The 25,745-nt window shown below is 45.0% G+C and carries 16 protein-coding genes; 6 read left to right on the top strand and 10 right to left on the bottom strand.

From position 1 onward, the window contains the following. Positions 1-67 precede the first annotated feature (67 nt). The 8 genes from AC58QO_RS02465 to AC58QO_RS02430 form a co-directional block, all read right to left on the bottom strand. Positions 68-1,393 carry an ABC transporter substrate-binding protein gene (locus AC58QO_RS02465; protein WP_497249850.1) on the bottom strand — a complete coding sequence of 442 codons (1,326 nt, stop codon included), beginning with the start codon at positions 1,391-1,393 and terminating at the stop codon, positions 68-70. Between the two features lie 159 nt (positions 1,394-1,552). Then, entirely contained in the window at positions 1,553-7,510 is a 5,958-nt protein-coding gene (locus tag AC58QO_RS02460) for an S-layer homology domain-containing protein (RefSeq protein WP_497263720.1), read from the bottom strand. A 120-nt stretch (positions 7,511-7,630) separates the two neighbouring features. Beyond that, the gene (locus AC58QO_RS02455) at positions 7,631-9,142 is read right to left on the bottom strand and encodes a response regulator transcription factor (protein ID WP_497263719.1); all 1,512 of its coding nucleotides are present in this window, start codon (positions 9,140-9,142) and stop codon (positions 7,631-7,633) included. 128 nt (positions 9,143-9,270) lie between these two features. Beyond that, positions 9,271-12,060 carry a carbohydrate binding domain-containing protein gene (locus tag AC58QO_RS02450; RefSeq protein WP_497263718.1) on the bottom strand — a complete coding sequence of 930 codons (2,790 nt, stop codon included), beginning with the start codon at positions 12,058-12,060 and terminating at the stop codon, positions 9,271-9,273. A 220-nt stretch (positions 12,061-12,280) separates the two neighbouring features. After that, positions 12,281-12,451: a hypothetical protein gene (locus AC58QO_RS02445; RefSeq protein WP_497263717.1), complete on the bottom strand. Its 171-nt coding sequence runs from the start codon at positions 12,449-12,451 to the stop codon at positions 12,281-12,283. A gap of 70 nt (positions 12,452-12,521) precedes the next feature. Next, complete coding sequence (locus tag AC58QO_RS02440; protein ID WP_497263716.1) at positions 12,522-13,355, bottom strand: AraC family transcriptional regulator; 834 nt, start codon at positions 13,353-13,355, stop codon at positions 12,522-12,524. Between the two features lie 66 nt (positions 13,356-13,421). After that, positions 13,422-14,156: a phytanoyl-CoA dioxygenase family protein gene (locus tag AC58QO_RS02435; protein WP_497263715.1), complete on the bottom strand. Its 735-nt coding sequence runs from the start codon at positions 14,154-14,156 to the stop codon at positions 13,422-13,424. A gap of 108 nt (positions 14,157-14,264) precedes the next feature. Then, on the bottom strand, positions 14,265-14,711 hold the full coding sequence (locus AC58QO_RS02430) for a DUF1761 domain-containing protein (RefSeq protein WP_497263714.1): 447 nt from the start codon (positions 14,709-14,711) through the stop codon (positions 14,265-14,267). A 340-nt stretch (positions 14,712-15,051) separates the two neighbouring features. Between AC58QO_RS02430 and AC58QO_RS02425 the strand changes: the two genes are divergently transcribed. Further along, complete coding sequence (locus AC58QO_RS02425) at positions 15,052-17,070, top strand: CotS family spore coat protein (RefSeq protein ID WP_497263713.1); 2,019 nt, start codon at positions 15,052-15,054, stop codon at positions 17,068-17,070. A 19-nt stretch (positions 17,071-17,089) separates the two neighbouring features. Next, positions 17,090-18,232 carry a glycosyltransferase family 4 protein gene (locus AC58QO_RS02420; protein ID WP_497263712.1) on the top strand — a complete coding sequence of 381 codons (1,143 nt, stop codon included), beginning with the start codon at positions 17,090-17,092 and terminating at the stop codon, positions 18,230-18,232. 278 nt (positions 18,233-18,510) lie between these two features. Here AC58QO_RS02420 and AC58QO_RS02415 read toward each other — a convergent pair whose 3' ends face one another. Then, positions 18,511-19,077: a hypothetical protein gene (locus tag AC58QO_RS02415; RefSeq protein WP_497263711.1), complete on the bottom strand. Its 567-nt coding sequence runs from the start codon at positions 19,075-19,077 to the stop codon at positions 18,511-18,513. Positions 19,078-19,308: 231 nt separating this feature from the next. On the opposite strand from AC58QO_RS02415, the gene AC58QO_RS02410 reads away from it, so the two are divergent. The 4 genes from AC58QO_RS02410 (at position 19,309) to AC58QO_RS02395 (ending at position 23,484) form a co-directional block, all read left to right on the top strand. Continuing rightward, positions 19,309-20,292 (top strand): sugar phosphate nucleotidyltransferase, encoded by a 984-nt coding sequence (locus AC58QO_RS02410; RefSeq protein ID WP_497263710.1) that lies wholly within the window; start codon positions 19,309-19,311, stop codon positions 20,290-20,292. Beyond that, on the top strand, positions 20,289-21,581 hold the full coding sequence (locus AC58QO_RS02405; RefSeq protein ID WP_497263709.1) for a UDP-glucose dehydrogenase family protein: 1,293 nt from the start codon (positions 20,289-20,291) through the stop codon (positions 21,579-21,581). Before AC58QO_RS02410 ends, AC58QO_RS02405 begins: the two co-directional genes overlap by 4 nt. A gap of 28 nt (positions 21,582-21,609) precedes the next feature. Continuing rightward, positions 21,610-22,563: an NAD-dependent epimerase/dehydratase family protein gene (locus AC58QO_RS02400; protein ID WP_497263708.1), complete on the top strand. Its 954-nt coding sequence runs from the start codon at positions 21,610-21,612 to the stop codon at positions 22,561-22,563. A 378-nt stretch (positions 22,564-22,941) separates the two neighbouring features. Further along, positions 22,942-23,484: a hypothetical protein gene (locus AC58QO_RS02395; protein WP_497263707.1), complete on the top strand. Its 543-nt coding sequence runs from the start codon at positions 22,942-22,944 to the stop codon at positions 23,482-23,484. A 253-nt stretch (positions 23,485-23,737) separates the two neighbouring features. Here AC58QO_RS02395 and AC58QO_RS02390 read toward each other — a convergent pair whose 3' ends face one another. Then, positions 23,738-25,612 (bottom strand): LTA synthase family protein, encoded by a 1,875-nt coding sequence (locus AC58QO_RS02390; RefSeq protein WP_497263706.1) that lies wholly within the window; start codon positions 25,610-25,612, stop codon positions 23,738-23,740. Between the last annotated feature and the right edge of the window lie 133 nt (positions 25,613-25,745).

Below are 25,745 nucleotides of genomic sequence, written 5' to 3'. Positions count from 1 at the left end.
GCTCTTTAATTTGAAAAGAGAGGCTGAATGCTCTCAAGGTCTCATTCAGCCCTCTTACGGTACGTTATTATTTCCCGAGCGCTTTTTTCGCTTCTACCCATTTCTTGTTATATTTATCGAATACTTTGGCAACGTCGGTCACTGCAACTTCTTGAGCGATATCGTTCAAATCGATTTGCGCTTTGTTTTGAATCGCCATTGCGTCGCTGTTATCAGCTGCGATTTCAACGAAGTTCAGGTCTTTCGTAGCTAGGAAATCAGACAATTGTGTAACGGAGGACTTCTTATCCTTCAAGGATGGAATGAAGCCAGCGAAATCATCATACCCGGAATCCTCAATGAGCCATTTGACAAAAGCTTTGGCTGTTTTGAGGTTTTTGCTGTTCTTGCTTACCGCATAGAAATAGTCAGGTGTCATTAGCGTAGTCAACTTCCCTGAGTTATCGAAAGGCATTGGGAAGAAGCCAACGTTTGCGCTTACTGTACCATTTTCAATAACTTGTGGAATCACCCAGTTCGGCAATAAGTACATCGCCATTTTCCCAGACGCTACATCTTTCTTCGATTGCTCCCAGTTCGTGGAATTGATATCTTTCTCCGCATAGCCTTTGCTGATCATCGTTTTGAGGATACCTAGGGATTTCGCGAACGCACCATTCGGGTCAAAAGCATTCTCTTGCTTGATACGATCATTCCAGAAGTTCGGATTGCCGGACATCGCTACAGCTACGTGCTGCCATGTGTAGAGCGGCCATTTGTCCTTATAGTTGGTTGCAAGTGGCACAATTCCCTTTGCTTTCAGCTTCTCGGATGCTGCGTAGAATTCATCCAACGTTTTCGGAAGCGCTGTGATGCCTGCATCTGCAAACGCCTTCTTGTTATACACAATACCAGTTGTGGAACCGCCTGTTACGAGACCATACGTGCCGCCATTCGCTGTTTTGTAGTCTTTAAAGCGGATTTTATCGTTCAGACCGAGATCATCCAACGGAGCAAAATAATCAGGAAGCTGTGTATTTGGAATGTTCGGAATCAAAACAACGTCCGGCACTTCTGCCGTGGCCAAGCGTAATTTGATAGCGGCTTCATAATCCTTCAGCGCTTCAAATTCCACGTCGGCGTTCGGGTATTTTTTCTTGAACGCTTCTTTATATTCTTTCAACTTCGTATCAATCAAGTCCGTACGATTCGTTGCGAACACGATTTTGCCTTTAATATCATCGTTCGGATTCGCTGCTTTTGGAGCTTCCGTCGCTGCCGCAGCAGTTGCTGCTGCTGTTGCCTTCGCTTCTGGTGATGGGCTAGCTGTTGTTTTTGTTGATTCCGATCCGCACGCTGCAAGTAACGTTGCTAACAAGCAAATCGACGTTGTGGCTACTAATGTCTTCTTCATCCTATTTCCCCCAATGAACTAGTTTGTGTAGCGCTTACATTTTTATTATAAATCGCCCATGCCCCGAGTAAAATGGCACGCATTTGTTTTTCCTTGTACTGTATTTCCACTTTTCGGTGGAAATATAGACATATATTGGGGGCCGAAGCCCCCAATTACTTACTTCACATTGCCCAGCTTATGCAGCATGTTATAAAAGACAACGGCAGCTTCAGCACGTGTTGCCTGAGCTTGCGGGCGATACGATCCGTCGGGATTGCCGCTTAACAAGCCTGCGGCTGTCGCTAGACGGATCGATGCCTCTGCCCAAGACGAGACGCGAGCAGCGTCTGTGAAGGTGAGTGCAGCAGCTGGCTTCACCGTTTGCGACAGCTTCGTTAAAGCCAATGCTCGGCCGAGCATCACCGCCATTTGCTCCCGCGTAATGGTCGCATTCGGCTGGAAGCTGTGGTCCTCAAAGCCGTCTACCAAGCCCAGCTCATGCGCAGCATGAATGGCAGATGCATACCAATCTTGCGAGCCTACATCAGCGAAGATCGCTTGCGAGCTTTTTGACGGAACGATCCCCAGCGCTTTGACCAGCATCGTGATGAATTCTGCTCGTGTAACCGCGCGATCCGGTGCGAACGTCGTGTCCGTCATGCCATTCAGCAGCAGCTTGGAAGCTAATACTTCAATGGAAGATGCAGCCCAATGTGTCAGCGGAACATCATCAAATTTGGCTTGATGGGAGACAATTGCATAGACGCTGTTTCCGTTTCTGCTGATAACAGCTTCCAGCTTATTGTCATGCTGCTGGAAGGTCGCAGGGACGAACGTGATTGCGCCAGTTTCTCCGTCGATAACGACAACCGTGGCTGTGGATAGGTCGGCGGGGCCGTTCATGATGATACTTCGCGTGATGAACTGAGCGCCAAAATTATCAATCTCCGTTCGTTGACCACCGCTTGTCACAAGCAGACCGAAGGATACAGGTTTACTGATCAGTGTAACCCCTTGCTTTTCTGCAGCTTTGCGGATCTGCTCAGCTTGCTCTGTTGGTACAGGCGAAATGGCAATATGCAGAGCTGCGTCCTCACTGAATGTACCAATCGCTTTCAGCAGCGTAGGATTGGTAAGAATGCTAAGCGGAAGCGAGTAGGAACCTGCATCGCTGTTCAGTGTGATGACTGTGCTAGCGAATTGAGCAGGGTTCGACTGCAGAGCAGTCAATAGAATACTACTTGGAATGACGATTTCATCAACTTCAGATGACTCGTAGCTCAAAACGATCGGCGTTCCTTGCTCTTTCTTCACCAGAAGGTCCAACGCCTTCTTCAGTTCGTCAGCTTGGATGATGGCTTGATGCACAGCTTTCCCATCGCCATCCGTGATGATTTGTAGTTTGAACGCCTCGTCTGTGAGCTCAATTTGTTTGTCTTTTTCAACTACGGTTGGTGCTGGAGTCACAGCACCTGGAGATGATTGTTCAGAACCAGTTACAGGATCCACTGGATTTGTCGGATTTGGATCAACAGGATCTGTTGGGTCAGTTGGGTCCGTTGGATCTGTCGGATCTGTCGGATCTGTTGGATCTGTCGGATCTGTTGGATCTGTTGGATCTGTTGGATCTGTCGGATCTGTTGGATCTGTTGGATCTACTGGATCGATTGGCTCCTCCCCAGCTTTATAAACCTTAATCGTATCAAAATACAGCGTTCCTTGGCCGAGCGTACCATTTGCGCCTTGATTCACATAAATCGAGAACTCTTTGATGGCATCCAAATCGATGATACGATCACCGGCTGAACTCCACGGTGCCTTCGTAAACCCAGTGAATGGCAGCTTGATGACACCTGATTTATTACCATTTAACTCAATATAGGTTTCCCATGCGGAACCATCCGACTCTAAGAACTGAATCGTCAACTTGCGATTCGATGCATCCTTTTTCAACCAGAAGCGAATGCCTTCATAGTCACTCCAGTCCAACTCATCTAGCTTTTTATTAACACCAGCAAAATTTTTAGACGCTGTCGGCAGCTCATAAACATACTTGCCTCCGAACGGTCCCGCTTCTTTCTGATCCCCCACAGGTGTTAATGTCACCGAGCCACCGTCTTTATTCGTTGAATACGCGCCGCCAGCTACAAGTTCGCCACCGCCATAATAGTCAAAATTATCAATGATCGGCACTTGATCAATGGCAATAGAATCCAAATAAATGGTATTCGACCCCGCCTGCCCATTCCCTTTGTTTACGAAAATCGCATAGGAGGCTATTTCAGCTCGATTCAGCTTGCCATCACCTTTCGACCAAGTTTGGTTGCGTGCGAATCCACCGAAAGGAATCTGAATAACTTCAGCCTCTGTTGAAGTCATCGTTGTCTGCGCTTCCCAAATATCGCCGTCACTTTCTGTCAATTGGAATGTAAGTCCGTGTCCGACGCTATTCGACTTGAGCCAGAAGGAAATAGCATTGCCGCCTTTGGCGATATTCAGCTTGCCAAATGTCCGTTTGACGCCGGCATAGCCCTTCGCTGCGGTCAAGGTATAGCTCAGTTTAAGCGCATGATTCCCCGCCTGCTTGATGCTATTTTCCATAAAAGCGGTTATCTCATCGCCGTCAGCTGCTTTCACATAATCGGCTCGCACTCTGGCATCATTTGAATAGAAGTCGAAATTGTCGATTTCACGAAGCGCTGCCGCTTGAATATCATCGACATACAGCGTGCCCGCACCATTTCCAATAGACCCTCTATTCACATAGATCGAAAACTCTGAAATGGACGTCAGATCAAGTTTCCCATCAACAGTCACCGATTGCCATCCCGCCAAATGGAAAGCACCAAAAGGGATGTTCATAAGGGTTCCATCCGTATGATTGATAAACACATCGGTTTCCCAATACTCGCCTGTTGCGTCCTTTATTTGAATCGTAACACCGCGTCCTGCTTGCCCTGACTTCATCCATAGCTGGATTCCATTGTTGGCTGACCAATCCGCACCACCGATGGATTTGGTTATACCCGCATATCCTTTGGCTGCAGTCATTTCAAAGTCAAGCTTAGCACCATATGCACCCGATTGTTTATTCTCGGCATCCAATGTCACTGTCATCGGGTCGCCATCACTGTTGCGCTTATACTGGACTCTCAGCTTCGTATTATCCGAACCATAGCCTTCGTAATTATCTACAACAGGTGATTTGTACAATCGAAAATCATCCAGGTAAATAGAACGAGTTACATTGGCTGCTCCATCAATATTGATGCTAAATGTCGTAATGGACGAAAGATCAACCACATTGTTGCCCACGCCTTGATGTGAGTTTTTCCACCAATCAGGCACATAGAACTGGTTAAAAGGCAACTGTATCAACTGAGGTTCACTGCCAGATACCCGGATATCCTTTTTCCAAACCTCACCTTTCGTTGCACTTCCTTCATTGAATTGAATCGAAATACCTGTGTACGCTTCGGCAGGCTGTACCCAGAAGGAAATACCGCTGCTGCCAGACCAATCCGTATTCGTAATCTGCTTTTCCATCCCGCCCCAGCCTGCACTCAGCGAGGAGGTTAATTTCAGGCTATAATTCCCTTCGGATTTATGAACATTATCCAAATTCAAGCCAAGCAGTGATCCCCCCGGATTAACGGTATAAGCACTTTTCAACATATTATCTGAGCCCGTATAGCCCTCGAAGTTTTCAATGATTTCACTTTTTACGTTGATAGGCGGCGGTTCTAGCTTTTCTGAGCCTACGCCAATTTGAATGCGCCCTACTTGCGGACTCCAATATTCAGAAGCGAAATTCGCCGGTATAACCGGGAAAACAATTTTTAAATATTTTGTCCCAGCGGGTAAGGTGTAAGCTGTGTAAACCATCCGGCTCCACCACCCCTCGCCAGGCACCTCACTGATCTCACTATTACTAACATTCGTATAATGTTCGCCATCGGGTGATGTTAAAAAAGTGAAGTTCGGCAACCGGTACTTACTAGGTTCTTGCCTTGCAAAGCTCGTCATGATGAAATAATTCATATCCCCTGCTGTGTGGTATACAAACGATTCCGCGTTGTTTGCCGTTCTGACTAACCGTTTCAAATCGCCACCAAAATAGGTTCCGCCGGATTCAAATCCCAGATTAGGCGTGTGGTCTGCCATTTTCAACATATTATTCATTTCATCTGTTAGCACACCATTGGTGATCGCAACGCTTGAAATAGCTTCCTTATAGATCAGCTCTTCTCCGCTTGTATGATTGTATTCGATCTCAATATCGCCTAATTGCGCATCGCCATCCCCTTCAGGGAAGGTTACTTTAAAGTACTTCGCATCCATAGGCAATGTACTCGTATGGTACACAACTTTACGCCACTCACCGCCGCCCGAAGACGTTTTATCCACTTGAAGCTCCGTGTAATTGGTCCCATCCGCAGAACTCCAGAACTTAAACTCATTTGCCGGTTGAGCCGTGTTGCGGAATGCTGACACCTGTAAGGACAAGGCTCGCAGTGCAGTCGAATTTGTCGGCGTCGAAGGCAGCGCATACGCTACGAATTGATTGGCTGCATTCGGCTGCAATTTAAGTCGATAATGATCTCCGCCAAACAAAGCAGGATCCAAGTCATCTGTCGTGAATTTCAAATCTGTTGAGAATTGATACATTTTGCTGTAATCAATAAGCTCATCCTGAATGGCATGCTTCGCGATGACAGGACCTAGCACAGGAGAATAGGTCGATTCGCCGACCGTATTTTTCGCCTTCGTTCGATAGAAATACGTTGCCCCCGTAACCGAGGTCATATCGTCGAATAAATCTGTTTTGTACGCGTCATAGACTTGAGCGCCGACCGTATTCCAAGGACCGTTCGCATACACGGAACGTTCGACTGTATAGGACGTTGCACCTGTTGAACCCAGCCAGCCAATGCGTGAAACGGTGTTAATCGGCAGCATAACAGGCGCTTCAGGCACATGTAACGGCGGCTTTGAGATGCCGCGAATGACGTATGCTTTATCCCGAAGTAGATTGAGCACCGTTGATTCCTGGAAGCCTTGTTCACCGGCTGGGAAGCCTGGCCATTTGTAAGCTTCGTAGAAGGTGCCACCGTACGTGCCTTCCGTATGTCGGAAAAAGCCGCCGTCCTCACTGTGATACCGCAGGCTCCAGATCAAAGCACCGCTGGTACCGTTTTCAACAACATTGTTTAAAAAAGGTGTTAATTCCGTCATTGGAATAAAGCCAAACTCCCCAACGTAGAAAGGCTTCTTCCCTCTTGCTGTATTTTTATCGATATTCACTTGCGAAGCAAAGCTAGCATAATGATTAGGATAATAATGATTGCTTACGATATCAATCGGTGAACTTGCCTCCAACGAGCTGGCATCGATACCGTATTTGCCATCAATAAGCAGATGTTTAGCATCAATGCTTTTGATATAAGTACCCATTTCTGTTGTCCATGCGGAGGTTGGAGGTGTTAATTCATTCCCTGTTTCCCAAGCGAGAATGGCAGGATCGTCCTTGTATTTCACATTTGTGATGGTGTTGGTGCGATTCAATACATAGTTAATCGTTGCTTTGAAGTCATTCTTGATTTCCGTGTCTGTCCAGAAAGCATCTTTGCTCTTTCCACGGAACTTAGCATACTCGCCAATGCCGCCCCACCATTCATATTGATCCACGAAGGGGATAATGAGACGAATTCCGTACTCATTCGCAAGGGCCAGCGCACGGTCCAGCGCAACAAACGCTTGCTCATTGAACTGATTAGGCCCCATGACATGACGAATCATGCCAGGGTAGTCGGTATCCTTTTTAACCGAAAGGACATAAGTTCTCGTTGCCGTAGCTCCCATTTGCTGTAAAGCTTTAAATGCATCTCGCTGTTCCCACTCTGTTGGAACCTGCCAATAGCCATCCTCGACCATGGTTAGCGTAGGCACATTCGCCCCAATAAATCGAAATTCGTTTGAGCCATCCATCAATTTATCACCAGATCGGGTAATAAATTGGGTCAGCACGGAATTTGTTTCCGCTTTCATTATTGGTGTGCCTACAAACCCGCTTAAGAGCATAGACACCACTAGCATGGCTACTACAAGCTTTGCACACATGCTTTTCAAACGCATACGTTCGCCCCCTCGTAATCTACAATTTGTATCATTGTTAATTATAGGAGGGATGATCGGTGGATGAAATGTACTGGCTTGGCATTTTATTGGGCTACATTGTCCTTCTAAACAATCAGGTTAGTTTGGTAATTGAGCTATTTGCGTTTGTTCCCTGTACATGCGAGGCGTAGTACCGACAACCTTTTTAAATAGGCGATTGAAGTAAGCAGCGTCGGGATAGCCTACGGCTTGCCCAACCTCATAGGTTTTCAATTCCAACTGGTTAAGGAGCAGCTCCTTAGCTTTCGAGACGCGAAGGTCGATAATGTATTCCGTAATGGTCATCCCCGTTTCTTTGCGGAATAAAAAGCTAACATAATTGGCTGTCAAATACACTTGATTCGCCAGCTCTGACAATTCAATCTCACGATTGTAGGCTTGATCGATGATCTTTTTGACCGTACCTACTACCTTCCGTTCGTAAGCGCCGGGCTCCATCTCCAAGTCAGCTAACATGCTGTCCATCCTGTCAAAAATATCATCTAAAACGTCTTGCAAGGCAGCATGCTCGCATAGTTGTAGTTCAAAATCATTCGAATCCGTATGTGAAACAAACGTCCGATTGGTCGCATCGGAAATACGCATGCGCAGTTGATATAATAAATAACCAAGTATTCGACACAAATCTGCCCAGTGAATTTGGATTCGTTTCGCACGCCGATATAAATGCCCTTTTAATTTCGTTAGCTCACTCCGGTCCATCCACTTGGAGGAACTCTGTAACAGGGAATCGATCAGAGCGACCATGACCGTGATTTCTGAACGAGGGTAACTGGGCTCCGCATAAGTGATCAAGCCAATCTTGCTTTCGCGGTGCCAATTCATGCAAATCGCAGATATCGCTTCAGCGTAGCCCCTCGGCCAATCCTCGATTCGAGAAACTGCAGATGAAATACCTCGTATATTTGCTTCGCCTAACCCCAATACTTGCTCAATTTCCTCCACATCGCTAACGCCAAATATAATCATCAGCTCGAGACTAGGTGTAAGCTTGCATGCCATGCTATCTGGAAATGAAGTGCCATTGGACAGTCTGTGGCTGCTTGTTGAGGCTGCGATATGCCTTGCTTTGCTCACCATAAATACACAGGGGGTAGCACGCCCTCTATACGTGGAGAAGGATTCCCAAAGTAATTCTAGCTGATCTATCTTCATCTCGCCTGACAAGTAGCTTTTCAACAAAAGATCTGTCGTTTGCTCTCTCCGCAGTCTCTCTTGCAGCGTGTGATCCATAAGTTTCTTGATTACTTGATGAAGCTCTTTCTTATTTACCGGCTTGACTAAATAATCACTAACACCAGACCGCAATGCATTACGTACGTAATCAAATTGATTGTATCCGCTCAGAATAACGATATTGGTTTCTGGATAATGCAGACGGACATGCTCCGTGAGCTCGAATCCATCCATTTTCGGCATGGAAATATCCGTAATGATGACATCTACAGCTTGTTTGGTCAGAAACTGCACCGCCTCCAATCCATTTCCGAACGAACCTAGTATGCTGACATTAAGTTCCATACTTTCTATCATGCTTACCATACCCATTCGAATGGCCTTCTCATCTTCAACAACAATGATGCGGATCATGCTCATCCCACCCTTGAGGGCATTCCAGAATTTAACTCTGGTCCCATTCATTCTAACATATAGGCAAAAGCCATCATACGGATTTTCCGCATGACGGCTTCAGTTGTGATCACAAACACTGATGACGCTTAATAAGCCTGGATATCATCGACGTAGATCGTGCTGCTGCCTGTTCCGCCGGAGCCTTGATTCACGTAAAGGTTAAATTCGGAGATTGAACCCAGATCCTTCGCGCCATTGCCTCCTGAATACCAAGGCGGATGTTGGAAGGCCGTAAACGGCAATTGAATCGTTCCGCTTGTTGTACTAGAAAGCGTATAGGTGGTTTCCCATGGCTCTCCGTTCGGCTCTTTGAACTGTATTGTTAACGTACGGTTCGAGCCATCTGGCTTGAGCCACAATTGGATGCCGCTTTTACCTGACCAATTCTGGCTGATCGCATGCACGACCCCTGCAAAGTTAGGCGTTCCCATGGTGTAAGCTAGCTTCAAGCCATAGGAGCCTTGCGATTTATTCGTCCCGTCTAAGGTTGGCGTAATTGCATTGCCGTCCGTGTTGCGTACATAAGCTGCAAGCACGCTCGGATTGGAGCCGCCGTAACCTTCATAATTATCGATGACGACTGTCGTCGGCGGTGGAGGTGTACTGCCATTGCCTAGACTGATGGAATCCACGTAGATCGTGCTGCTGCCATCTGCGCCTGAACCTTTGTTAATATACAAATTGCTTTCTGCAATGGAGCCCAAATCAATGACACCGTTCCCTCCACTATACCAACCTGGGTGTTGGAAGCTTGTGAACGGAATGGACAGCGTCGTAGCTGTCGTACCAGCTAGTGTATAGTACGTTTCCCATAGCTCGCCATTGGTTTCCTTGAACTGGATCGTTAACGTACGATTCGAACCGTCTGGCTTTACCCAGAGATTGAAACTCGTATTCCCCGTCCAATTCGCATTGCCAAGCGTGTGTACGGCTCCTGCATAACTGGTCGTTGCGTTGACGGTATAGACGATTTTGGCACCATATGCGCCAGCATCCTTCGTCATAGCCTCTCGGGTCATAGTAAATGTATTTCCGCTAGCATTTTTCACATACGCGGCTTGCAACGCTGCATCTGACGCATAGCTATCGAAATTATCAACGGTCGAGGTTGGTGCTGGGAGTGCTGCAGTAGTAAATGAGATTCCAGCATTGGAGGCATTCGTCGAACCCGTACTGTTAACGGCTGTTACCTTCCAATAGTATGTTTTGTTGTTCGTTAATACATTCGATGGCGTGTAGCTAGTGCTCGTAAGCCCGCTCACATTGATGACAGGATTCGAATACGACGCATTATCTGCGACGACGATCGTGTAAGTGGCTGCGTTGGTGGCGGTGCCCCAAGTAAACGACGGCGTGACATTCACGCTAGTGGCTCCGCTTGCTGGAGCCGATTGCGTAAAGCTTCCTGGCACTTGCAGCTGTGTACCGGAAATCGCATACACCGTTGAATAAGCACCTGCTATGCCGGACAAATTATGACCTTTGACTCTGTACCAGGTTGCTGCACCTGCCGTTGAGCCTGAATCGGTCCAAGGTGTTTGATTATCTGTGACGCATTGATTACATGCGACAGTCCAAGGTCCACTGCTGCCTGCTGTGGAGCGTTCGACGGTGTATTTATCCGAAGGGACGGAACCGCGCCAGCTCAGCACATATTTGCCACCTGAAGTTGTGTTGCCGGTAATGAATGGCGCACCAGGAATGCCATGCGCTGGCGCTGTTGTGATGCCTCTCATTTTGTAGGCATGATTCCTCATTTGCTGCGCTTGGGTCCGCATAAATGTCGTGTCACCTGGATAGTGGACTGTGTAGCCATCCGGATGCTGAACATAGCCATAATTATCGTTATGGCCGAATAACGCCCAGTACATGTCACCTGCGATGACACTATCATTCTCAATAGCTGTATGGAAGGCAGCCAGTGTGCCGAACTGCTCGCTCTTCCAGTCATACTCGCCGACGAACATGACTTTACCAGCGTTTCTTACTTTATTAGCTTGTGTTTGAAGGATCGGGACGGATAAGCCTTTATCCCCCCACGTATAGAAATGGTCAGAATACATATCGATGCTCGAAATGGTCAGATGGGCATCTGCAATGCCGTAGTTCCCATCGGCTACTAAGTGATGTGTATCCTGCTGTTTCAAGTAATCCGCAATCTGCTGTGTCCAGTTTTTTAATTGCGTCGGATTGTCATACCAGCCCAGCTCATTCCCAGTTTCCCATGCGAGAATCGTCGGATCGTTTTTGTAAGCCACTCCCGTGTACGTGTTCACCCGATTTAACATGACACTCAAATGCTGCTTAAACGCCGTAATAATATTCGCATCACTAAAAAACTCATACCCTGTATAAATGATGCCATCATCCGGGTACCCATACCATTTGGTCCATGTTTTCTTGCCGCCATGGTAATAATTATACATATCAATAACCGGTAGAATGAGTCGAATCCCTTGATCTCCTGCGGCTTTAATGGCATAATCCACCTTCTGCCAGGCTGCTTCATTGTAATTCCCTAGTGTCGGCATAATACATTTCGCGCAGCCAAAAGAGTTCACCAAATGGGACCGAACAACAGTAGCCCCCATTTCTTTGGCTGTGGCGAGCGCATCATCCACTCGGAAGTTCGTTGGGAAATCAATCGTTCCATTCGTCGGCACATTCTCATCCAAGCCTAGCCAATAAATATTGGCCGAACTGAAACGAAATGGCTGACCGTCAAGCTGCAGCTGATTTCCTGATCGCGTCACATAGCCTGTCACAGCAGCTTCTGCCGCAGGCGGCGTATAGATCATTCCCCACAGCAACAAGAGCGGTAAAACCCAAGCCAATATGATCGACCTACTCTTGAAGCTTACTAAACCTGTGTACATCACTATCACCCCAGTCATCTTATTTTGGAAGCACTGTAAGCGCCTACAAAATAAGTATACGCTCTTCAATCTGAGATTGAATTGGACTGAGCATCAAAAACTTGACCTTAAACAGGAATCTAAGTGAATGCCGCGTCATAAACACAAAAACACCCGAACAAGTCGGGTGTCTCAAAACTGGCAAACCAGTCTAGTATTTGCGATTTTCGCTAATATCCGTCTAGTGCTTCAATCTTCTTCTCGCTTCGAGCTCCTGCTTCAGCGCTTGTTCCACTAACTCGGCCATCATATCGAATTTCTCTGCAACCGTGTAGGTTAACATGGCCCCGCAGTGCGTACAGCGCTGCATCTGGAGCTCTGTTGGTTTGGAACAAGATTTGCAAGTAATCATGAGAAGTCGTCCCCTTTTTGTAGATCAGATAACTCTATTATACACAATTGAGGAGTAACCCACACCTCCGCTAGGAACGGAATGTTCGCGGAGAGCTTCCAAATTTCTGTTTGAACGCTCGTTCGAAGTGCGTTAATGTATTGAAGCCAGATGCGAAACAGATTTCGGTAATCGGAATATCCGAGGCTTGCAGTAGTGATTTAGCAAAATGGAGACGTAATCCTTGCAAATAGATTTGGAACGAAATACCCGTCATTTTATGAAAAACAAGACTAAAATAATTAGGTGCCAACCCAGCTTGCTTGGCTGCGTCATCCAAACGAAGCGGTTCACGAAAGTGATGGTGAATATACACGAGCGCTCGCTGAAGTGATGGAGGATGTGACGTCGTTTCGCGCGAGTCAGCGTGAAGCTGATCTTCATTATAGGTACGATTTAAGTACAATAGAATTCTTTCGAAAGCACCTTTGATCAGAATGTGATGTCCTGGTCTCTTCGTTTGAACCTCGTCACGAATCAAGCGGAACTCGGACTCTATGACCTCATGATGAGCCTCGTTCAGATCAACCATATATTCAGCAACTTGTCCAAACATGAACTCTCGTATCTCCTGATCAAGCAGTTCCTCATCAAAAACGAGATTATACAATTCCATCTGATCATCTGGATAGGAATAGATTTCATGAAAATCTGCAGGCGTCAACAGAAACAAGCTTCCCTTGTTTAGCTCATGCTCAGTTCCATTTACAATATTCATACCCCTGCCTCGAATCACAAAGCAAAGCTCGTAGAATTCGTGCCAATGCAGCGCATGATGCTCATTGACATGTTGAAAATAAATTTGAAAGGAGGAGGCAGGATGAATAAATTGTTCATTCGTAAGTCTCACCGGTTGTTTCTTCATCCGCTACCTCCCTTCACGACTACTTCGTATATCCTAAGCTTTCAATGCATGAAGCCATAATTCCTGCTATTCAACGTTCGCATATTTATTTCCTGCTAGATCTTTGCCGCGAGCCAACCATACTTTGAAATTCGGATTTTTCTCCTCAAAGATCTTCGTATCTGTAGAAAAATAACGCATGGTATAGCCGCAGCGACGGAACTCACTCTTATTCGGATCAGCACCATGAATGATACGTGAATCATGCAGCGAGCATTGACCTCTCTGCAACTCAAAATGAACGGCTGTGGATGTGTCCATATTTTTGATTTGCGTACTGAAGAGATTCTTCGCACCGTCTACACTTTCGTATTCAGAAAATCCGTTGTTGTGCGTGCCTGGAATGACTTGCATACAGCCATTTTCCTTCGTGCTATTATCGATAGCCAACCAAACGGTTATGATCTTATCGAAGTTGCTGACGCGGCCTTTCCAATAAGCAGAATCCTCATGCCATGGCGTCGCTCGACCCACAAACGGATCCTTACAAATAAAATGAGAGGACCACAGACCAATATTAGGCCCGATAATTGGCTCAACAAGGTCCAATACTTCATCCGATAATAAAAAATTTAGAAGGCGATCCTCACGGAAATGCGGCGTGTCTAGTTCGTCAGAAAGCTTGCTGCCTTTTTGTCTCAATTGATCTTCAAATAGTTCCGTTAACTCGGCTAATTTATCAGCAGAGAATAACTGCTTATCATATAGTAAATACCCATTCTTCTTATAAAATGCGACTTCTTCTTGCGTTAATTTGCTCATCTTGACCCCTCCTGAAAGTAAGTTCTTAGCTACATCCTTACTATACCTCGGAGTCGAACATGAAGGCTTATCATAAGCTTAGAAGAAGTTAGCGTATCTTCAGATAATCTACTTCCAGAACCAGAAAACAAGTAACAGCATCGTGAACCGAACGATCTCATAGGAGGTGTCGACAGCCACGACAAGCCAGCTTTTGAATTGCCATACCTTTTTGCCAATCGTGAATGGAAGCGTGTAGCCTGCTGTTAGCAGCATAGTAAACCAGAAGGCATTGAGCAATCGGTCGCCATCATATGCAAATGCTTGTCCGCCAGCTTTCCATAGCTGTAAACATACTGCGAATGCAATAGAGGTTACGAAAGATACAAGAATATAAATCACGAATGATTGGGTTTTATCTGCTTTACTTACAGTAAGATTGACTTGGTCTCCTTTGCCGTACATGTGCTTCTGATAAGGCTTAGCCCATATCACTGCCATCCACAAAAACCCTAAAACTAACGATAAAATCCCCGTAACAAACACAGCCCAATAATTAATTTCTTGAAATAACATATCGAATCTCCTCATCTCTCCTATGTAATTTTATGAAACCTTTTGGTTTCGTTTTTCATTATATACAACCATTTGGTTTCATGTCAATTCCTATTTTATGTAAAAAAGTATGCGAAAGTCTAACCGTTTTTCGTGAAGTTCCACTCTTGTACATATCAACCATTCACCTAATGACATATGCATAGAATTAGATAAACCTAATCTGGTTTATGTGAGGTGAACTTTCGTATTTACAGCAGTACCAAGTTGTTCAGTAATTAATCTTGATAGCAATTTCGCAGCATCTGTAAGGGCATTAGTACGTACAATTCACTTTAAAATACGTAATGGAGTGATGGTGGTGGAAAATTATCAAGTCGTTCCCTGGATAAATGATGTTTTGGATCCGGGAATCGTTGCTAACATGTATGTTCCTCCTGGTTTGGAAATGCTGGCACGAGAGGTCTTGGGACATTATGACTTGCAGGTCAATGATATGCTCTTGATTACCTCCAAGCCAGATAAAGGCGGCGCAATTTGGAAAATTGGCACAAGCAAAGGCAATCTCAGTATTAAATGTTTACACAGACGTCCTCGAAGAAGTCTATTCAGTGTCGGCGCGCAATCCTACATGTCCGGTCTAGGTCACCGGGTTCCGTCTTTCATCCCAACGAAGGACGGCAATGTCTATGTTGAAGCTGGCGGTAAGCTCTGGATCGTTACAGACTGGATCGAACCCCTGGTGCCCGTATCCAAAGTCGACTTAGAAGGCGCTTCCCAACTGTGCTATGGCCTAGGTGAGTTTCACAAAAACTCCAAAGGCTACGTTCCTCCTAGCGGTTCTGAGAAATCCTCGCGCATCTACGGCTGGGGCAAATATTACGAAAAAATAATTGCCAAAATTGGATGGTTTCAGGATATTGCTCTCGCCTACTCTGAAACTGCTGCAAGCTCAAATTTACTTGCCGTCATCGAGGAATTCAAGCGGCAGGCTAATGACATGTATCTTCGTTTTCAAAACTCCCCTTACAACGCAATGTTAGCTAAAGGTGAACCCCACTGGGGACTTGCCCATCAAGACTTCGGATGGTCGAACGGCCAAATGGGGCCAGGCGGCATCTGGGTAATCGACTTAGACGGCGTTTCCTACGATTTGCCCATACGTGATTTACGCAAATTGATCACAAGCACCATGGATGATATGGGTGTGTGGGACTTGACTTGGATTCGCGGCATGATTGACGCTTACCATCGTGCTAATCCCCTTGATCAAGAAACATTCGAAATCTTGTGGATTGATATGGCTTTTCCAAATGAATTTTATAAACATGTCAAAGAAATCGTGTTTAATCCGCAAGTATTTCTCGAAACTGAGCTGGCCATGGTCCTTCAAAGAGTTATGACAACAGAAGCGAGTAAGTGGCAGGCATTAACGGAGCTTGAAAAAGATAAAGCCAACTATCCTCGTGGAGACTACTCAGCAGATTATGTCAAACCGACCATCCAACTTCCTGCCGTTGTCCTTCCTGGAGATTTGTTGACACCAGTTTATTCCGATATGCCAGTTACGCCAGTCGTACCAGTTACACCTGTAACACCTGTAACACCTGTTACGCCAGTCGTACCTGTAACACCTGTTACACCATTCGTACCTATAATACCTGTTACACCGGTTATGCCTGTTGTTGAAGAGATCATGCCAATTCCACTTGAGCCAGAACCGGTTTATGCTGAGTTACCTGAAGTAGCAGAACCAGTTTATGCTGAGTTACCTGAAGTAGCAGAACCAGTTTATGACAAGAAACCAGTCGAAAAGGAAGTCATCCCTGTACCTTATATACCAGAGCCTGTTACAGTCACCATTCCTTCTATGCGTAAACCAAAACGTGACTACGCCAAATCACCAGTTATATCAGAGCCTGTTTCGCTTCCAGTTACACCAGAAACTGTATCTGCAGGAGATCCTGCTGCTGCTGTTCCTTCAATCCCAATTCCTGTTCCAGCCCTCATTCAATTCCCTGCTCGCGGACGGAAGCGATTTAAACTCCGTGTTCCAAGAAAGCGGCGCGCATTGAGAAAAACTAGAATCATCAAGAAAACGCGATATCTAAGACGCAGAAAACTAAAGAGACTCACCAAATGGAAGCGCGTCTCAGGTATTAGGATTATCTGGGGTTACAAGAAATGGCGGGCTAAGAAAAAAGTAAAATCAATACGACGCCCTATTAAGAAACAAATGAAACGTAAACTGGGACTTAAGAAGCCAGTTAAACGTGCAGTGAAGCCAATGATGAAAAAAATACAACAACCCCAATCGAATAAGAATGTACCGCCACCGTGGAAAAAAAGGCAGATTCCACCTAGAAAAAGGACTGCCTGAGAAAGGAAGCTGTTAACTAGTGAACATTCTGATGATTTGTACAGAAAAGCTGCCTGTCCCCAACATTCGAGGGGGAGCTATCCAAACCTATATTGACGGTGTGGCCACGCTACTAAGTAAACATCACAGAATTACCATTTTAGGAAGAACTGACCCTGAATTGCCGAACGATGAAGTTGTCAATGGCATCCGCTATGTGCGTGTTGATTCACATGGTTTACTAGAAGCATACGCTGACGGAGTTATCCAATTCCTACAAAATACGTCCGAACATTATAATATTATTCAAATATTCAATCGTCCCTTACTGGTTCTTCCAGTCCGGAAGGTAGCCCCTTCATCACGGATTATTCTAAGTATGCATAACGATATGTTCAATCCCTTTAAGATTGATCTTAGTGTGGGAAATGCCGTTATCGAACAAACAGAACGTATTATTACCATAAGTAATTATATTGGAACTTCCATTTGCGATTACTATCCTCAAGCAGCTGATAAAATTAAATCCATTTACTCCGGTGTCGATTTAAATCGCTTTGCTCCTTGGATGGAATCAGGAAGTGCACGAAGTGCGCGGGAGAGCCTTAGGGCAGAACACAACCTCTCAAATAAGAAAGTCATTTTGTTTGTGGGGAGGCTAACTCGCAATAAAGGCCCTCATGTGTTGGTGCGTGCAATGTCTCAAATCAAACATCCTGATGCAGTACTCGTCGTTGTCGGTGGCGCCTGGTTCAGCGATAACTCTGTAAGCGACTATATCGCTTACGTCAGAGCGCTTGCCGTACGCTCACCTCTTCCTGTCATTACGACTGGCTATGTTCCAGCGCAGGATGTTCACCGTTGGTTCTGTGCAGGAGATGTCTTTGTCTGCACGTCAATTTGGCAGGAACCATTGGCACGTGTACACTATGAAGCAATGGCTGCTGGATTGCCATTCCTTACAACAGCTAGAGGGGGTAACCCTGAGATTATCAAAAATAATAACGGCATTCTCATAAATAACCCTGAAGACCCGAGTGAATATGCACAGAAGCTAAATACGATGCTATCTGACCTGAATCATGCCCGACATATGGGACTAAATGGACGTAGATTGGCTGAACAGAATTATTCTTGGGAACGAGTTGCGCAAGAAATACTTGCCGTCTGGGAACAAAGATAAGTATTCACATGGAGATTTCTAGTTAACTTAACTGGCTGTCCCAAAAGTAGATACGTCTACTTAGGGGCAGCCTATTTTATTTACCATGAGACTTTGAACAAACTTGATAAACGTCTGACTCCTGTTTGCAGGAAAAACCCCTTCTGCGAGTATGGATCCTCTGCGAAACTAGCAGAAGCCATAACAAGAGTAAGAGGTTCCCATGAAAAATACAAGCAAATAACAAGTCGACTAGTTACTTGACCAAATCTAGTGGATGTAGCTATAATTTCTTCTACTTATGCTTCTTCTTCATCGTCGTCTTCATCGTCGTTATCATCGTCATCGTCATCGTCATCGTCATCGTCATCGTCATCGTCATCGTCATCTTCGTCATCTTCTTCTGATTCTTCTTCACCAACTGTTGCAGCTACTGTCGCCTCTTCTGCATTATCGTCTTCTTCATCTTCATCTTCATCGTCGTCATCATCATCATCGTCATCGTCGTCTTCATCTTCTTCATCTGATTCTTCTTCGCTTACAGCTGACACCGTTACTTCTTCATCATCTTCATCTTCATCATCTTCGTCTTCTTCATCTTCGTCATCATCATCGTCTTCGTCTGATTCTTCATCCTCTTCGTCATCTTCGTCATCAGCTGCACCAAAAGCTAACTTCGTACCGTCAGCTAATTCAATTTCAGCTTCATCGACTTCTGACCAGTTAATACCAGTTCTTAAATCACTGATTTCAGACAACTCAACCTTGTCTTTGTCACCGTTCTCATACTCCAATGAGAGCACTGTCACTTCAGGATGCGCTTTTAAATAACTTAGTAATTGTTCTAGACTTTCCAAAAAAATCATTCCTCTCGCCCTAAATTAGAAACTTTGATTGTCTCCATGTATACTATGATTTTTCCTACTTCATGCTTAGGCTCTTGATAGAGTAGATTGGCGGATTATAATTGTCCTGCTAGAAGCTTTTCCATAAAACATATACATATCAGCTTATTTTCCCTGTGAATAGCCCTTACATTTCATAATTCTTCATCATAAATTAATAATGTCTTCATATAGACAAGGAGGTAAAAGATTATGAAAGGATTAATTCTCTGTGCAGGCAAAGGTACTAGACTCCAACCTTTTACCAATATAAAACCTAAAGGTCTGCTTCCAGTGGCGAATAAACCCTTAATTCATTATGGTATCGAAAAGCTAGTGGAATTAGGCATCGACGAGATCGGAATTGTAATTCGGCCCAACCTCTATACCATGTTTATGGAAGATGTAGGTGCTGGTGAAAGGTGGAATGTAAACATCACATATATTTTTCAAATTAATCCTTTGGGTATCTCCGACGCTGTGAAACAATCCGAGTCTTTCATGGATAACGAGCCTTTCGTGCTTCTTCTTGGGGATAATTTGATCACCCAAGATCTTCATGGCTTATGTCACGCAATTACACACGGGAATCATGATGCAGCCATTCTTCTAAGAAAAGTGACGAATCCAAAGCAATTTGGAATTGCCGAAATTGATAAAGATCGCATTATTGGTCTGGAAGAAAAGCCTTCAGAGCCCAAGTCAGATCTTGCGGTTCTGGGGAGTTATGCGTTTACACCCAGTATATTTAAAGCTGTGCATGCGATCCGTCCCTCTGCCCGAGGCGAATATGAAATTACAGATGCCATTCAATGGCTGATTCAACAACAATATTCGGTGGCCTATCAAATGACAGATAAGAATTTCTCCGATGTTGGAACTATGGAAGGCTGGCTGGACGCGAATCGGTGGATGCTGAAGCTGATGGAGGAAGAAGGTTTGCTTTCGGCTCCTGCCAATTACCCTGGAACCATCTTAATCCCACCTGTATGCATTGACCCTAGTGCTGAATTAATTAATTGTGTGATCGGACCTTACGTGACGATCGGACCCAATGTCAGACTCGAAAGTTGTATCTTAGAGAACAGCATTTTGCTGGAGTACGCCATTCTTAATCCTAACCACTATCCAATGTCGAACTCGATAATCAGTCCACAGTCGGTGTTTGTGCAAGAAGACGGAGGGTCAGGAAAATGAACATTTTAATCATGGGTATGGGATATGTCGGTGTTACGACTGGATTAGTATTTGCAGAACTCGGATGGCAGGTTACGGGGTTAGATACGGATACATTAAAAATTCAGGCATTATCAGAGGGGAAATTATCCTTTTATGAACCAGGACTGGACCAATTATTAAAGAAACATATTGCTTCTGGCAAAATCGGCTTTATTTCTTCACCTGAGAAGGGGATTCGTGACAATGAGATCATTTTCATTTGTGTTGGCACCCCCTCCGATAAAGATGGAAGCGCTGATCTTCAGGCAGTTCGAGGAACCGCTCAAAGCATCGGAGCATTCATGAATGACTATAAAATTATTACTGTGAAAAGCACAGTTCCTATAGATACAAACCGTAAATTAGTGGAGTGGGTCAGAGAATCACAAATCCATCCCTACCCCTTCGATGTTGTGTCTAACCCAGAGTTCCTTCGGGAAGGCAGCGCCTTGTTTGATTCACTGAATCCGGATCGCATTATTATCGGAAGCGATAATGAGCAAGCAGCAAATGTCATTCAATCCTTGTATGGCAGCATAAAAGCACCCATTTTTGTAACCAAACCTCGGACAGCTGAATTGATCAAATATGCATCGAATGCCTTCTTAGCAACTAAAATTTCCTATGTGAATGAATTAGCAAGACTCTGCGAATCGTTAGAGGTCAATGTCACCGATGTCACCAAAGGAATGGGCATGGACCAGCGGATTGGACCCCATTTTCTAAAAGCCGGGATCGGTTATGGCGGGTCCTGTTTCCCGAAAGACAGCATGGCTCTCTTATATACAGCGAAAGAGCATCAAGTTGAAATGAGCATTCTAGAACGAGTCGTTGCCGTCAACAACTCACAGTCTTCACACTTTTTGAACATGTGGGAGCAGGAGCTAGGTGGATTCAGTGGTAAAACCATTGCGATCCTCGGCATTTCCTTCAAACCGAATACCGACGATTTAAGAGAAGCCCCCGCACTTTCCATCATTCAACAATTGCATCATAAACAAGCGAACCTCAGAGTGCACGATCCCATTGCCAAGCTGCCTGAAGCTCTTCGCTCCGATACGGTTCAACAATTCGAGTCACTTGAGATCACCTTGCAGCAGTGCGATGCAGTCATTCTATGCTCGGAATGGAAAGATTATATTCGTGCAGATTGGGCGCAGTTACGAACGTATTTGAAGGATTATTACATTTTTGACGGACGAAATATGCTGAGTCGCAAAGAAATGATCAAGCTAGGCTATGCTTACTATGGCATTGGAAATAGATAATCTGCTTAAGATGGGAGGCTACTTAGAAATGAAAATACTCGTCACAGGAGCAGCAGGGTTTATCGGATCTCATCTTTGTGAAAAGCTTCTTCAAGATCCACGCAACGAAGTCATTGGATTGGATGCCTATGTTCAGAAATCACCAACCCCTATACCCGTTAGGGAATATAACCTTCGTTACTTACTTCCTCATGCTCGATTCACCTTCATTAATCAGGATCTACTGCATGTTCCTTGGGAAGAAATTCTTCCTGGTGTAGATATTGTCTACCACTTGGCTGGAATGCCTGGTGTGCGTTCTAGCTGGGGAGAGGATTTCAAAACCTACGTGACTAATAACATCGAAGCCACCCAACGGTTGCTAGAAGGCTGTCGTACGTATCCCGTCAGTAAAATCGTATATGCATCGACATCCTCCGTATACGGCGAAAAAACGAATCAAGTGAATGAGACAGCTACGACAGTGCCGCTCTCGCCTTACGGGATCACTAAACTGACTGGAGAGCAGCTCTGTAAGGTTTATGCTACGAAAGATGAGCTACCTATCGTTGTTTTACGATTCTTCACTGTGTACGGTCCTAGACAGCGTCCTGACATGGCGTTTCATCGGTTTATCCAGCATATTCGGCAAAACAAACCAATTCCTATCCACGGGGATGGCCTTCAAACTCGCGACTTTACTTTTGTTGGCGATTGTGTGGAAGCCATTGCAGCTACGGCCTATGCAGCGAACGTGATAGGTGAAACCATCAATATCGGAGGCAAAGAACGTGCCTCTGTCCTTGATTGCATCGCTATTCTTGAGGAGCTTTTTGAGCGAAAAATAGACAGGCAATTTCTTGGCAAGGCCTCCGGCGAGCCTCGACATACCTGGGCAGATATTAGCAAGGCACAGGCGCTGCTTGGCTACCAACCACAAACCGATTTACGCACTGGCTTACAAGCTGAAATCATGGATTTATCCCAAACTCCTTATTTATAAGGAGTTTTTCTATTTGGAAGAACACCCATTCTACGTATACCGTAAATAAATTCGTAATTTGGACAAAAAATTGACCTATTTAACGCCGCGAAATCCATTTATTTGTAAATAAAGGATAAAAAAGATCATTTCAGATGCATCAAATCCAGTTTTTTGAAAATATCAAGTCTGATTCCCCCGCAAATCGTCACAATTACAAGCGTTTCCATCACTTTTAATTTAGAAAATCACCCTACTCCTGCATAATGGCGCTCTCTAACGTTTGCAATTCCTACTCTTATCGTTTATATTTTTATCTTGCTGGCTATCCTATTAACATAGAATTCGGATTATTTAACAATATAAGCCAGGATATAAATTATGATGAGGTGTACCCAAATGACATTGAAAAAAACAGCTGCAGGGCTTCTTATACTTACGATGGCAGTAACAGGCGCGGCATGTTCTACCAAGGATTCGACAACATCACCAACCCCTGCAACTACAGCATCAGCAGCTCCACAAGCGACCGCTGCTGTATCCCAAGATGAAACAAACATGAAAGGCTATATTGCAGCTCGAATTGCACGCGAGAAAGTAGATTACTTGTTCGCTGAAGCGAAAGCAGCAGACGGCGCATTCATCGTTAACCCGATTGCTGCAAAAGATAAAGAAGCAGCTAAGAAGTTTCTATCCAGCTACATCGACCCTTCGTTGGTAGATACGTTAACGACTCATTACGTAACGGATAAAAAAGCAGGCGAGGCTTTCCTTACGAACACGAAATCGTATTTCACTTCCAACATTTTGGCGACAAAAAAAGAAGAAATCACATTTGATAAAGCGAACACGCCTGAGCTCGTGAAATTCACGACGAAAGACGGAGCTACGTATACGACGAAAAAAGTCAATGATAAATTCCTTCTTTCAGAAGTGAAATAAGGACTGGCTGGAATAAAAAGAGGCTGCACACAAGTGGTTGAGTTCCTTGTGTGCAGCCTTTTTGCGTTTTCCACTGGCGGGGGATTGAAGCGGAACGTGCGTCAAATAGGGGGATTCGAATTCCCTTTCGCCGTGGACAGCGGGAAAAGCTGGCGAGTTAGTCGATGAAATCGACTAACTAATTCATACGAAGCAGCCGCATCGGCTGAAGCTAAAAAGAGCTAAGCATCCGCTTAGCTCTTCTCATCTTCTACTATTCTGCAAAATAGTTGCTCTCATGCAGCCAATCAGCGATTTGGAACGAACGCAGGATATGATCTTTCTCCGCATCCCGCGGCTCGCCAACCAGTGTGCCATTGTTGAGAATCGTGAAATTTTTATTCGTATTCACAAGGATTTTGCCCATCGCCGTTGACTCGTATTTCGCCTTATCTACACCCATCAGATAAGCAAGCGTAGGCAATGTGTCGATTTGTCCCCCGATTGTAGGAATCTGCTCGCCCTGCATCCCTTTGCTGTAAATGATGAACGGGAGTTGCAGCGAGTGCGTTCGCCAAGCTTCATTTTCTAGGGATGGTATCGCGTCGACTTGGTCCTGATAATACTTATGCACGCCTGTGTGGTCACCATAAATCGCAACAACCGACTGATCCAACAGACCTGATTGATCCAACTTATCTAAGAATGCGCCAATCTGCTTGTCGGTGTAGTTGATCGCTTGGAAATAGGCGCCCATGATCGTCTTATCCAAGCTCGGATCTAAGCGAAGCTCCCTCGTTTTCTCCGGTAAATCAAAAGGCCCATGGCTGGATAAAGTAATGACATGAAGCATGAATGGGGATTGTACGGTTGTCATTTTATCCCCAAGCTGTCTGAGATAAGACTCGTCTGACAATCCAAGTCCTACGATGTCATCTACCTTATACTTCCCAAGATCCCAGCTCGTTTGGTAACCGATATTATGATGAGCCTCGACCCAGTTCCAGCTCCCCGCGGGTTCTGAATGTGTGGAAATTGTTTGATATCCTATGCCCTCCATTAGCTTTGGCAGCGAATTATAGGAGTTTGTTGGATATCGGAAGAAATTAGCGCCTGAGCGAACTGGAAATACGGATGTCGTCGTCAGCAAATCGCTGTCTGAACTCGTCCCATTGTTGACTTGCTCATAGAAATTCGGGAAATATAAACTATTTCCTAGCAAGCGGTTGATGTTCGGCGTAATTTCTTGCCCGTTAACCTGCTGTCCAATCACGAAATTTTCTAATGATTCCACCTGGATGACGATGAGATTCTTTCCTTGAAACATCCCTTTGTAGCTATTATCTGGGAGCCCTTCGGCATTCCTCAATAGCCAATCCTGTACTTCTGCACGCGTCTGATCGGCAAGCTCAATCCCTTTCGCGTCTCCAAAAAGACGCAATCCATCATAAAGATGATAACCAATTGGTGACATATCTGACATAGATTGAAAAGGAGCCCAACTAAGATTGAAGAACAACATCTCACCATTGGTCGTATCCTTTACATCGATGCGATAATGATCGTAGTATACAATACCCGATGCCACTAACATCAACGCGATAGCCAGTACGGGCTGTCTTTTATAATCGCGTCTACGTGACAGAATCGATCTGTTATTCATACGGAAAAGCGCAACCGCAGCTATGACCACGAGATCAATAATAAGCCACAAATCAAACGGACGGATAAATGTCCACAAGTTATAGTTGAGCGGATTAAATCCATTCGGATGTACAATAAAACGAAGTGATGGAAACGCCGCATACGCCCTGTAATAAACCAAATCGCATACCAATAGGAGGCTAAACAGTACCTGGATACTTATCAAATAGTTGCGGCGTCCTCTCTTTTTGAAGAAGAGTCCAATCACGATGACAAACACAATGAACATCAAATGCGAGAAGACTGGCGGAACAGTGAAATACATTTTGCCAATATTAATTCCTGTATTACCAGGTGCATGCAAGGCAGCCAACAAGAGCTGCGACTTCAAGAGTATTGCAAAGAACGTATACAACGACAGCTTCTCGCTGCTTACAACCAAACGAATGACATTTTGAATGGTGGAACGGAAGGTTTTTCTTTTATACGATGATAATTGCAGCAAAAAACGATTCACCTCATACCTGTTGATTTCAAGCCGATTTTCCCATTTTAACACAAGTCGCAAGCGCATGTTGCTTACAAATATTGCAATATAGCGACAAGCAGTGCGTTTCGGACTGATCAGCCATGTGAAA

This window comes from Paenibacillus sp. J31R30 (genome assembly GCF_059692115.1).
This window is presented reverse-complemented; position numbering and strand designations above follow the sequence as displayed.

Excerpts from the sequence above, each read along its gene's own strand:
- AC58QO_RS02465 (WP_497249850.1), bottom strand. The coding sequence starts at position 1,393 with ATGAAGAAGACATTAGTAGCCACAACGTCGATTTGCTTGTTAGCAACG.
- AC58QO_RS02400 (WP_497263708.1), top strand. The coding sequence starts at position 21,610 with ATGAAAATACTCGTCACAGGAGCAGCAGGGTTTATCGGATCTCATCTT.
- AC58QO_RS02395 (WP_497263707.1), top strand. The coding sequence starts at position 22,942 with ATGACATTGAAAAAAACAGCTGCAGGGCTTCTTATACTTACGATGGCA.
- AC58QO_RS02455 (WP_497263719.1), bottom strand. The coding sequence starts at position 9,142 with ATGATCCGCATCATTGTTGTTGAAGATGAGAAGGCCATTCGAATGGGT.
- AC58QO_RS02445 (WP_497263717.1), bottom strand. The coding sequence starts at position 12,451 with ATGATTACTTGCAAATCTTGTTCCAAACCAACAGAGCTCCAGATGCAG.
- AC58QO_RS02415 (WP_497263711.1), bottom strand. The coding sequence starts at position 19,077 with ATGATTTTTTTGGAAAGTCTAGAACAATTACTAAGTTATTTAAAAGCG.
- AC58QO_RS02405 (WP_497263709.1), top strand. The coding sequence starts at position 20,289 with ATGAACATTTTAATCATGGGTATGGGATATGTCGGTGTTACGACTGGA.
- AC58QO_RS02410 (WP_497263710.1), top strand. The coding sequence starts at position 19,309 with ATGAAAGGATTAATTCTCTGTGCAGGCAAAGGTACTAGACTCCAACCT.
- AC58QO_RS02460 (WP_497263720.1), bottom strand. The coding sequence starts at position 7,510 with ATGCGTTTGAAAAGCATGTGTGCAAAGCTTGTAGTAGCCATGCTAGTG.
- AC58QO_RS02435 (WP_497263715.1), bottom strand. The coding sequence starts at position 14,156 with ATGAGCAAATTAACGCAAGAAGAAGTCGCATTTTATAAGAAGAATGGG.
- AC58QO_RS02450 (WP_497263718.1), bottom strand. The coding sequence starts at position 12,060 with ATGTACACAGGTTTAGTAAGCTTCAAGAGTAGGTCGATCATATTGGCT.
- AC58QO_RS02430 (WP_497263714.1), bottom strand. The coding sequence starts at position 14,711 with ATGTTATTTCAAGAAATTAATTATTGGGCTGTGTTTGTTACGGGGATT.
- AC58QO_RS02440 (WP_497263716.1), bottom strand. The coding sequence starts at position 13,355 with ATGAAGAAACAACCGGTGAGACTTACGAATGAACAATTTATTCATCCT.